The 12,232-nt window shown below is 46.3% G+C and carries 5 protein-coding genes; 1 reads left to right on the top strand and 4 read right to left on the bottom strand.

Annotated features, from left to right (window positions below; genetic code table 11):
- Nucleotides 1–22: 22 nt before the first annotated feature.
- Both ACIQCO_RS23465 and ACIQCO_RS23470 read right to left on the bottom strand, forming a co-directional pair.
- On the bottom strand, nucleotides 23–526 hold the full coding sequence (locus ACIQCO_RS23465; protein ID WP_400433466.1) for a DinB family protein: 504 nt from the start codon (nucleotides 524–526) through the stop codon (nucleotides 23–25).
- A gap of 144 nt (nucleotides 527–670) precedes the next feature.
- Nucleotides 671–859 (bottom strand): hypothetical protein, encoded by a 189-nt coding sequence (locus ACIQCO_RS23470; protein WP_400433469.1) that lies wholly within the window; start codon nucleotides 857–859, stop codon nucleotides 671–673.
- Nucleotides 860–1,280: 421 nt separating this feature from the next.
- Here ACIQCO_RS23470 and ACIQCO_RS23475 point away from each other — a divergent pair, with 421 nt between their 5' ends.
- Nucleotides 1,281–1,943, top strand: coding sequence for a nitroreductase family protein (locus ACIQCO_RS23475; RefSeq protein WP_400433472.1), 663 nt, complete (start codon nucleotides 1,281–1,283; stop codon nucleotides 1,941–1,943).
- Nucleotides 1,944–2,155: 212 nt separating this feature from the next.
- On the opposite strand, the gene ACIQCO_RS23480 is transcribed toward ACIQCO_RS23475, so the two are convergent.
- Complete coding sequence (locus tag ACIQCO_RS23480; RefSeq protein ID WP_400433475.1) at nucleotides 2,156–11,275, bottom strand: carboxypeptidase regulatory-like domain-containing protein; 9,120 nt, start codon at nucleotides 11,273–11,275, stop codon at nucleotides 2,156–2,158.
- Between the two features lie 258 nt (nucleotides 11,276–11,533).
- Nucleotides 11,534–12,163 carry an amidohydrolase family protein gene (locus tag ACIQCO_RS23485; protein WP_400433478.1) on the bottom strand — a complete coding sequence of 210 codons (630 nt, stop codon included), beginning with the start codon at nucleotides 12,161–12,163 and terminating at the stop codon, nucleotides 11,534–11,536.
- Nucleotides 12,164–12,232: the final 69 nt, after the last annotated feature.

Genomic DNA, 12,232 nt, shown 5'->3' on the forward strand with positions numbered 1-12,232 from the left:
CTGCAGATTAATAACTTATTCTTTAAATGGTCGGAGCATCCATTCCCAATTGCGCCCATTCTTCTCTTGAAGGTCCGTAAATCCCTGGAACTCTTACTCCGGCCTGGCGCATGAGAACGCTCATTTGCCCGCGATGATGGATAATATGTTTGACTAGCAATAAAAGCGTAGCTCCCTTCGTCATTGTCCTTCCAAACACATTCACCTCTTCAGTAAGTGAAGCGTCAGTCCATTGTTCCTTTACGGCGTGGGCTGTGTCGGCACTGACTCTCCGAAATACCCCTGCTATTTCCTTCGCCGATTGCGGAACAGTCTCAGGGTTGTCGACTTGCGGGACATGGATGCCAAACTCGTTTAACATTCCGGGTATACTGGCCACAATATGCCAAGCAATTCTCCCTAATGTCCGATCGTCCGATGAAACTTGCTGCTTTAAAGAAGTATTCGTTAACGCATCCAAAACGTTTTGAGTTGAAGCAGCTTCTTGATTCCAATCCTCGATAAATCCAGCTATTGAAGAATACATGGATCTTATTCCTCCATTTTTAAAATTGATTGGTTTCCCGGTCCAGATTTAATTCTCATCCGGGTGGATGAAAGACTATTCCTGGCCCCTGTTCCAAGCTTTTGCTTTTACTTGATTTTAAATGCATGAAATATCTTGCATTCGTTAAAAGATTTCTTTTATGTATGTAAAATTCTTAATTAGTTCGCTTTCATTGATTGATATCCTATTTGTTAAATCTTCCGTTAAAAATACAAACTCTTTAACCCCGATAAATTCTGATTCACTAACCAAATAAAACTGTGCTCCTTTTTTATATCCATTAAACTGCCTTTTTAGTTTATATACCTTCATTGGATAACCTCTAATGATGAATTAATATTTTTTGCTATTGTTGTCTTGATCTTAATTATTCCACCTTATTATGTGGCATTGCATTATTGGAATCAATTAGCCAATCTTTAAGTAACCCTTGTACAACTTCACGTTTTTCTACCTGAATCATGTTACCACCTTTATCTAAAATAATGAATGTTGATAGACACTTCTGATCACCTTCTTTCCTATCATATGTAATCAGGACAAAGTCCCCCTTATCCCATCCATTATTTTTGACAATTTGTTTTAATTTAAGTATTGTAACCTAGTAGAATGCGAAAAAGTGATTTATTTCACATTACCATAAAAGGATTTATATCCTAACTATATATGAATTCCCTTAAAATGTTCGTAATTGGGGAAAGAAACTATCCTTACATCACTAGGAGGCATGATTATGTCAAACTTACAAACTCTTGAAAAGCAGGAACAGCAAACGTTCATTGATGTGATTCAGGGACGCCGTTCTGTTCGTTCATATGATCCAACAGTGCAGATTTCACGCGAAGAAATGACCGAAATACTAGAATTAGCAACATTGGCTCCTTCGTCTTCGAATCTGCAGCCATGGCGTTTTTTAGTCATCGATAAGCCAGAGCTTAAGAACAAGCTTTTGCCGATCGCTTTTAACCAACAACAAGTAGTCGAAGCTTCTGCCGTTATTGCTGTTCTTGGTGATCTGGAAAGCTACAAGAAGGCTGAAAAAATTTATGGACAAGCAGTTGAAGCTGGCTTTATGCCGGTCGATACGGCTAAATCATTCATCGAGCGCACGGTCGGCACGTACTCAAGCTTCCCACCAGAAGTAGCGCGCCAAGTCGTATATACGGATGGTGGATTGATTTCCATGCAGCTCATGCTTGTCGCCCGTTCCAAAGGCTACGACACAGTTCCGATGGGAGGTTACAACAAAGCACAGTTTGTTGAAGCCTTCGGAATTGACGAAAAATATGTGCCAGTGATGCTTATTGCGATTGGAAAAGCAACAAAACCAGGACATCCGACTACCCGCCTTCCTATCGAGGACGTAGCGTTCTTTAACGAAATGCCTATGGAATGAGCAAGAACGTAAAATAAATAAAATGACTTTAACAATAGAAACCAGTTTGTAGTTAAAACAAGCTGGTTTCTATTGTTATTCTTTGAGCGGAATGGTAACATGACCAAACCTGTAACAAAATATTCATGCTTGTATAAAGCAAAAGTGCAACTGCCCTCGCACAATAAAAGCTCCCCATTAAGGGAAGCCAAAAAGATGCAGCTCTTTTCTCTCTATTTTTTATCTGGTTTTCCGGTGACAATCAGCTTCATTGTGGAAGTGGACTTGGCTTTTCCAGCAAAGTTTTCCGCCTCTGCAAAGAGCGTATGTTGACCGTTATGAAGGTTCAGCTCGATTGAGAACGTTCCCTCAAGGGTCGCTTTCACAGTGCCGAGGAGGTTTATCTTATTTCCCGCTTGTTCATACACACGAATGGTTGTTCCAGCATCGGCTTTTCCTTTAACAATGGCTGGTTCACTTTTTACCTTTTGATTGTCAACGTCCCAGACCGGTGCATTTGGAAGCTGCTGTTCCGCATTCATCGACCAGCGGACCGCATTGGCAAACAGCCGTTTGCCGTCTGCTGTCCAGCCGTGTTCCGGACCGATGATATTGGTTGCAGTGAACGAGGACAGCAGCAGGTGCATATGGTCTTTGCCTCTGAATTCATACGCAATCGCATTTCCTTTGTCCTCACCGTCGACGTTCAATCCTGCCAATGGGGTTCCGCTATAATTTTTAAAAGTGGCATATGGGCTCTTTTCCGGATGGATCTTGATCAAACCATTTTCATCCGCTTTAAGGCCAGCAAACAACGGATGGTCCGCCAAGCTTTTCAGATAAACGGCCCCTTCATTGTAGCCCTGCTGATCTTGGTCCGGCACTCCCATAGCCTGCCTCAGCAGCTGGATCGAGCCGTCTTTCATCCCCCATGTACCGGTAAAGATTAAGCTGACTTTATGCTCATCGCTTTCCTTGATCAACTGGTCAACCTGTTCCTTCGTGCCGGTGTTCGTGTTGACCACCACTACTTTGTATTTGTTTAGCTGGCCAAGGAGATCCCAGCCTCTTTCTTCTGCAAAAATACCTTGTTCGTTCAGAAACCTGCTTAACTCCCCGTTCAGGTCGCCGAGGACTGCCACTTCGATGGCATTCAATTCAAGCTTCACGGTCAGATCCTCTTCCCCGACTTTGACTTCAGTCCTTGCCGGCAGATAGCCATTCTGGACCACTTCAATCATATATTCACCCGGGAGCAGGTTTTCGAATACAAATGATCCGTCCGAACCGCTTGCTGCGTTCCCTTTGAAATCCGGATCATCCTTTGGAATAAGCGTCACAGAAGCACCTGCGACCGGCGCACCTGTCTTTTTGCCGACGACCATTCCCTTCAGGTCTGAGCCCTCGATTGCTTTCAGTACAAAATTCAATTCAACGCTGCTGCCGGTTTCCATAATGTCTACTTGGCCGGTCTGTTCAGCAAAGCCTCGTGCCTGAACCTTCACATCGTACTTGCCGGTTCCAATGCCAATCCGGTAGAGTCCGGCAGAATTCGTTGTGGTTTTGACGTTCGTGCCCGGGATTGAGACAAGAGCATTGGCAATCGGCTTGCCCTGAGCATCTGTCACCACCCCTTTGATTTCACCCTGGCTGGCAATCAACGCATAATCGATGGCATTCAGGTATAGCTGCACCGCATTTTCTGTCCAGCGTTCCTCAGGGTCGCCGTAGTTGCCGATATGCAGTGTCGACAACAGAATGTGTACGCTGTTTGGCGAACTGAACTTCACGGCGACAGATGCGCCGGCAGGTCCCTTTGCCGGATTGGTCAAGGTCCCAAGCGTCGTGCCGCTGTAATTTTCAAAGCTGGAATATTGGACGGCTCCCTTAATATTTTGCAGGAGTGGATACTCCTTACCCGCCTCAAAGCCACGGAAAATCGGATGGTTCTCGTCGACTCGGATGTTGAGTTCTTTATCGACATAATTGGACGATGTTCTTTCCGGGTCGCCATAGGCCTTTGAAAGCTCACTTATGGAACCGAATCCGTATTGGCCTGGGAAAATCATGCTGGTCTGATGTTCGTTTGCTTTTTCGACCAATACCTTAAAACGGTCCTTCATTGTACTTGAGATGTCATTGGCAATGATCAGCTTGTAATCCCCAATCTTTTCAATCAGCGTCTCAAAATCTGTGTACGGATAAAAATCAAAGTCATAGCCGTACGCCTTTATGAATGGAACAATTTTCGCTTCATTATACGGATTGGCAAGGATAGCAATTTTCTGGGAAGCAACCATCGATACATTGAGCGTTGCTGTTTGCCCCTCGACAATCTGAACTGTTTCAAATATTGGCTTGTAGCCAGATGCACTGATGCGAACCTCATATGAGCCATTCTGCAACGTTAACTCGTATTCCCCTGCAGCATTGGTTTTCACCGCAGCAGGAGTTCCCAGCACTTCAACGGCAGCGCCGGCAATCACATTCTTCGTTGCCGCATCGCTGATTTTCCCCTTCAGTATGCCGGCATTTTGAGATTGAATCTTGAAGGTTTCATTCAACACCTGGCCATTCTTTATGGAAACAGTAAATTCTTTTTCATGATGGCCGAAAGCTTTTACCGAAACCGTGTAGGTTCCCGTTTCAAGCGCTGTAAAGAATTTGCCCTGTTCATCGGAGATCAGCTTTTTGCCCGTTTCTTTAATAACCGCCTCTCCTTTTACCTTGATTCCCTTTTCGTTCTGGATGGTTCCGTGCATTTCTCCTACAAGTGGGGCCTTCTCGGCAAGAGCCCAATCGATGGCGTTCATCAGCAGTTTTTCCCTGCCGGCGTCAAAGATTGCCGGATCGCCTGGTTGGAAAACGTGGCTGATGGTCATATTAGCAAGCAGGATCTCCAATGATTCACTTGTCCGCCCCTTGTAGGCCACCATCGAACCTTTTTCGCCGGTCTGTGATTGTTCAAAAGCGACGACCGTTTTTCCGGAATAGCCATTGAATCCGTAATAGTAACCGGATTTGCTCGGGATGTCGATTACATCTCCGGCCTTAAAGCCTGCCGCCAATGGATGATCTTCTGTTACAATGCCTTTTGATCCGGTTTTATTCGTGCCGTCAAAAATGGACGAAGGATCTCCATCATACTCGTACAGATAACGGATCGAGCCCCGGCCTCCGGTTTGGCCGGTCCAGATGACCGATTTACGCTTTTTGTCCAATGCTTCCTGGAATGCCTTAAAGTCTGCTTTTTTCGGGACCACTTCCGGCTTATAATCTGAGTTTGCGAACACAAGGTCGACCCCATCGAGCTTGTCAATATCCTTAAAGTCGAGGGATACCACTTTATAGCCTCGTGCCTCTAAGTATTGTTTAAAGGTAGTTCCAGAGGCTGTCAGGTCGACAATCAGCCCAATCGTTGGGGAAGGACTTAGTTTCACACTTAAAGCAAGCTTTTCCCCTTTAGCGATCTTGACTGAAACATCCTTGCGGACAAACCCTTCTTTTTCCACACGGACCGTGTAGGTTCCCGGTTCGATTTTCGACAGGCTGAACTGCCCCTGGGTATTGGATACGGCGGATCTTGGTTTGCCGATTAGCGTAACCATGGCGTCTGAAATGGCATTGCCATCCTTTTCGTTCTCGACCGTTCCGGCAATCGACCCAACATCCCCGGCTACTTCCATTGAAATCATCTGCGGTTCCCCATCAACTGCTGCTTTCAGTTTCACTGTTTTCGACTTGTACCCATAGGCACTCAAGCTCACATCATACGTGCCATTGAGGATGGCAATCGAGAATCCGCCTGTGGCAGAATCGGATTGGGTTTCAAAAGGCTGGCCATTTACTTTGATATCAACCTTCAGCGGTTCGCCGTTTTCATCGAGGACGGTCCCTTTCAAAACAGGAAATTTTACATTTGCTGCCCAAAGGATGGCGTTGAGCAAGATCTGCTTTCCTTCCGGGGTATAGTCCTTTGAACCATGGTACGACGAAAATCCATGACCGCCCATTAACAGTTCCACACTGTTTTCGGTCCTTGGCTTATACGCGATTCCAAGCCCGTCTGTTGCGGATGAACCGTCAAGGCCGATTTCTGCGAGTGGATAGCCGCTGTAATTTTTAAAATAGGCAAAGGTGCTTGCTGCCGGAGTCAAAATCTTGATCGCATCCCCTGCTTTCAGGCCATCGAAGATTGGATGCTCTGCCAGGATTTTGTATACTGCTGCCTGTGTCGTACTGCGGACCGTTGTCCGGGATTCTGGATCCTTCCTGTAGTTTACCAGGTGATTAAGGCCGGAACCGCTCCAGTAGTTATCCCCAAATATCACGCTCGTTCCCGCTTCGTCGGCGGCTTTCATTGTATTTTCAAAAACGGTTTTGGTAAATCCAATCGTGCTCGGTTCGTTAAGGAACACAACATTAAATTCACCGATTCGCTTTGGAAGGTCGGCAGGCTGGACCTCGACAGCCGTGATGCCATATTCCTTGAGCAGTGCTTTAAAGCTGGTGTCACTTGAATAGTGGTCCCCTACGACAGCAACCGATGGCATCGTATGAAGCTTCACATCGATGTCGCCTGAATGGCGGGCAATATCCACCTTCTCCGAGTGGACAATATATCCGTCTTTTCTGAAGGTAAGTGTAAACGTTTCTTCCTGAAGCCCTGTCAGCTGGTAACGGCCGTTCGCCGCGGACAGAGTTTCGGCTGCTATTGCCCCGGCAGCATTCGTGGCTTCTACTTTCACTCCTTCAATTTCGAGGTTTGTCAACCCATCCGTAACCACGCCGGACAAGCTTCCTCTTTCCGAGTTTCCAAGCTTAACGGTGACTTCGGCAGGCATGCCTTTCTGTGACGTGAACGTTCCAGTATAGGTGCCATAGCCTTTGCCGCGCACCTCAATGGTAAAGGTGCCTTCGTCATGGAAAAATTCAAATGTCCCGTTTGTGCTGCTCTTCGTCTTCACACCTGTTTCGACTACTTCAATACTCGCTTCCACCGGTTCACCAGCGGCATTTACGATTGTTCCGGATACTTTTCCGAACTGGGAGCTGTACAGCCAGTCAAGACTATTCCGCAGAATTTGTTTCTGTCCTAGCATCCAGTCATCGGCTGTTTCCCATGGTACAGAAGCAAAACTCGACAACAAGAGATGGGCGCTGTTTTCCGAGACGGCCTGATAGGCAACGCCGGAACCAACATAGCCAATTTTCGTTGCGCCGATTTTGCCAAGCGTCCGTCCTGTGTAGTTATTGAACCAGGCAAAGTCTGCATTTTGCATCAGGAGCGGGATTTCGCTCCCGGCCTTGTAGCCCTTCACAATCGGATGCTCTGCCTCCACCTTCAGGGTTACCTCACCTTCATTATAGCTGTGGCCAAGTTCACTTGGATTTTGGTAATAATCCTGCAGCTGGTGGATGGAACCATAGTTTTGCCCCCATTGGTCGGTAAAAATGATGCTCACATCATGCTTTTTCGCTTCATTGATCAGATTCGTAATCTCTTTCTCCGTTGGTATTACGCCATCAGAGCCATATGCGCCGTTCAGGTATAAAACCTTGTACCGGCCGATATCACTGACAACATCCCAGCTTCGTTCTTCCGCATGATAGCCGCTCGCTTCGAGAAGCTTGGTGATGTCGCCTTTATAGTCGTTTAGGACCGCCACATCAATTGGCTGCAGCTCAAAGGTGAGTGTTGCTTTTTCCCCCGCCTTGACCGTAATTTTAGCGGTGCCGTCCTTAAAGCCGTTCTGCGAAAATGCAATGTCCCATGTGCCTTCAAAGACGTCATCTTTGGCAAACATCCCGGCGTCATCCGGTACGCCGCGAATGCCGGGAAACTTCATGTCGACCGTTACCCCTATGAGCGGTTTTCCTGTCCGTTTATCCTTGACGGCAATCGATAGCGAGCCTTTCTTTGCTTCCTCAAGCTGGTAATCTTTCGTGAGCTTATAGCCGGAAACAAACTGAACCTTCTCGGTGATCTGCTTTTTGCCATAAAGCGAAATGAGGACCGTGTATTCACCCGGAACATGCTTCAGCACAAAGCTGCCGTCTGCTTCCGCTACCGTTGTTTCACCGGTTTCTTCGACCGTCAGCGTTCCTTTGACCGGCTGGCCATTCGCATCCTTCAAGGACCCAGTAAGAATACCGGGAGACTGATAGCTTACAATACCTTTTAAATGTGGGAGGATCACTTGGCCTGGCAGGATTGGAATTCCCGATGTGCTGTAAACCGGAAGAATGATATCCTTCAGCCTTTCACCGGTAAAAACGTCCAGAACCGATACGGAACCAGTCGTAGAAGCAAAGAACAGCAGGCCGTTCGCCGTTACCGAGCCGCTATTCAACGTTGTTCCAACAGATGTGTTGCTCCACAATTCTTTCCCCGTTTCCTTATCGAATGCGCGCAGATTGGACTGCACGGCTGATCCCATGATGACCATATTTTCATAGACAATCGGCGAGCCCGCCTGGGTATCCCCGATCCCGGGAACCTTCCATTTTTCTGCTCCTGCCTGAGCATCTAATGCATACAGTGTGCCGCCGTCCGTATCGAAATTGATGCCTGTAAAGTAAAGGACTCCGTTGTCGTACACCGGCTTAGAGGCAATCCCTTCTCCGGATAGTTTTTTCTGCCACACTTCAGTGCCGTCTTTTATTTTTAACGCACGAATCGTTTGGTTGTCATAGCTGCCAACATAAATCAAGCCATTCCCGATGCTTGGCCCAAAATAAATCGGTGCGCCTAGCTTTACGCTCCACAGCTTACTGCCCGTTTCAGGGTTCAATGCATGCAAATGGGCATTTACCGTAAGGTCCGATGAAACGAAGAGAGTGCCTTCATAGTAAACAGGAGATTCATAGATTGCCATTGCCCCGACCGTTGTACTCCATTTGATGCTGCCGGATGTGAGATCAAGCGCATAAATTTTTCCATCCTGGCCGCCGGAGAGGTAGACTGTGTTTTGTTCAATGGTCGGTGATGAACGGTTCGTGCTTCCAACCCTGACAGACCATCGTTCCTTGCCTGACTTGGAATCGAGTCCAACGACCCAGCCTCTGTCTGTTGTTAAAACAATATACCCATCAGCGGCGGCAGGTGTGGAGAAAAGGATGTCACCTTTTCCTTCCGCACTATATTCCCAGGATTTCTCCAGTGACTGAACATCTATTGCGTTGCCGGAGACGGCATTACGCTGGGCATTTCCATTTGCCATACCCCACTGTTTGCTTGGTGCGGCTGCAAGCCTCTGAACCTTCAGTTCGAGTGTGATATTTTTGTTTACAGTCAGTTCCTCTGCTTTGCCTTTAATGCCCTCGCCTGTTACCTGCATTTCATAGGCCGCTGCCGGAACCCGTTTGATTTCAAAATTGCCGCCTTCGTCTGTCCGGATAGTGGAAAGTGGCGTGTTTTTCATTCGGATAAACGCATAAGGAACCGGCTTGCCGGACTCGTCAACAACTTTTCCGTTGACGGTATAGGCCTCTGCGTCTTCAAGGACAAAATTGGCGTTCGTTACTTCGCCTTTCTTAAGGGTGATTGTTCCTTCATACGTCTTGTAGCCAAAGGAAGTAACCGTTACTTTATGAGAGCCTTCCCTTATTTTAAAAGAAAAACTGCCATCCTTCGTGATTTGGAAGGAGAGGCCTTCAGCATCTATTTTCAAATTCGCTGCGATTGGCTCACCCTTTTTGTTTTTAACAGTCCCCTTCAATTCACCGGCAAAAACCGCTTCGGTGACTGCCTGGTAAATATTGATGATCCCGCTGCCATAGGAATCGTTTGGCAGGGTTCCCATATGAGGATCCTTGCGGGCGGTATCCTTGAGGATTTTTTTAACGTCATCAACTGTCAGCTCCGGGTTTGCCTGGTAAAGAAGCGCAATCGCTCCGGTTACATGTGGAGTGGCCATTGATGTCCCGCTGATTGTGTTATATTTTCCTTTATTTAATTTACCTGGCCATGCCGAATAAATCTGGTGGCCCGGGGCGGAAATATCCGGCTTGATGATCTGCTGCCTTTCGCCATTGCCATCCTCCCAGTAAACCGGGCCCCTGCTAGAGAATGAGGCCGTTTGGTCATACATATCAGTGGCTCCGACGGCAAACGTTTCCGGGAAGCTGCCCGGTGATCCGATCGTCTGGGACCCCGGCCCGTCATTTCCTGCAGCAAAGGAAGGAAAAATGCCTGCTGTAATCCAGGCTTTCACATCTTCATAGAATTCGAGAGTGTATGTATTCGAATTCCCCCAAGAATTGTTGACAACGTGCGGCGCTTTGGAAGGGTCTCCTCCTGGTGCAATGAACCATTGGAATGCCTGGTGGATACCCGAAAGAGTGGCATTCCCGCTGTCGTTGAAAATTTTGGCTGCAATCCATTCCGCTCTAGGAGCAACGCCGATTGGCTCACCGTCGCCGCCTCCCACTGCCGTCCCGGCAACGTGGGTACCATGGCCGTTCCCGTCATTTGGTGTTGAATAATTTTGGCCTGACAGGTCAATCCAGGAATATTGCTGATTGCCGTCACGGCCGCGGTAATTCTTTCTTAGGGCTTCATGATTTCCGTCAACTCCGGAATCCATGATGCCTACTACAATTCCTTCGCCCTTAAGCCCGTATTGACCCCAGACTTTTGGTGCGAAAATTTTCTCAAGGCCCCACTCGGGAAGTCTTGGCGGAGCAGCCTCGACCGTGATTTCAGGAAGACTTATAATTCCATCCAGTGTAATTTCCGCGATATCATCCCGCTGCTTCAGCTCATCGTATGCTTCCTTCGTCACGGTAGCGGATAGACCATTGATAATCCACAATGTTTCCTTTTTCTTGGCTTTTCCTTTTGATTCCATCGCCTTTAGTGCCTGATGAATTCCTTTTTGCGAGTTGTCGGCTTTTTGTGTGAGGTGATCTTTGATGGCTTTGATTTTATCGGTACGGTTCTTCATTTGTTTCATTTGAGGGTAAATAGCCTGGAGGTCTGGTTGGTTTTTCATTTTGATGATGACGTCGACTTCACTTTTTTTCTTGAACGCTTCCTTTAGTGTTGCTTCCGATTTCTCTTTTTTGTCTGCTGCTTCTTCAAGCGGCACCGGCTTGATTCCAAGGCCTGTTAAAAGGTTGGTCAGTTCGTTCGTGTCGGCATCCTCACTTTTTTCAAGCCCTTCATGTTTCAGTTCAGCAGCCCTGGCATCCTGCTCCCGCTTCTTTTCCAACTGAAGCTCCTCTTTGGAAAAAGAGGATATCTTGGCTTCTGCCAGTGCTGCCTGGGGCGCAAACGTGGAAAACAGGATGAATAGTGACAAAAGTACAGCAAACCATTCTCTCTTTGATTTTATTCGTAAAAACGACAAAAAACTACACCTCCTAGAATTTGTTAATCGAAACAATTCTTCAAAGGTATTGGAAATTCCTTCTAAAAGTACAAATTTCCCGAAGATTCTGACAAAAATGATTCCAGAGTCCTGCCTGCTATTTAATTAATGGGAAAAAAGGCATCCTCTGAAAAAAGGAGCGTTTTATGACCTAAAATTAGAAGGAGCGGCTAAATAGGCCAATACGGCAAATTCAGCTGCTCCTTCTTTATTGTGGCAATTTTTCAACTAATCTTTTTATAGAATTCTTAATAATCCTAAGAAGTTTTTTCCAAGGATAAATTCCTTTTGGTTATCAGAAATTTGAAGTGTTTCAATCCAATTTTTCTTAGTCGAATAGTCATATTTATTAAATTTTTTCATTCCATATGGTCCGTCGCAGCCATAAAGGATTTTACGATATCCTAAAGAATCCACTGCCTGCTTCACTATAGATGGATTAAGATAATCACTGGAAGTATCTATAAAAACATTTGGCTGATCTCTTACGTATTTCCATAGTTTTTTCCAAAAGGGAATACCGGCATGAGCGTAAATTAATTTAAGTTTAGGGTAATTTTCAGGTAAATATTTATAGGAGTCTAGTTCTGAAGATAGATGAATAATCATAGGTATGCCCTTTGACTCGCACATAGCCGCAACTGGACTAAGAGCCTTAATACTATACGCATGAATGAACGGATGAGCTTTCACTCCAATAAAACCAGGTTTAGTTAGATATAATTCTACTTCATCCACTGATTCGGGGATCATTGGGTTCACTGTTACCCAGCCCAGAAACCGATCTGGAAATCGATCAATGGCTGCAGCAACAATATCATTGCTCGGCTTGGTAAAAATCTTGTATGAATTGCCGTAAAGTTTCATATAGCCATCCTTTACTAGACCATCATGAGTGTATCCCCATAGCTAAAGCTAGAGGTTTCGAAAGAATAG

This window comes from Neobacillus sp. NPDC093127, assembly GCF_044754175.1.
GTDB lineage: Bacteria > Bacillota > Bacilli > Bacillales > Cytobacillaceae > Neobacillus.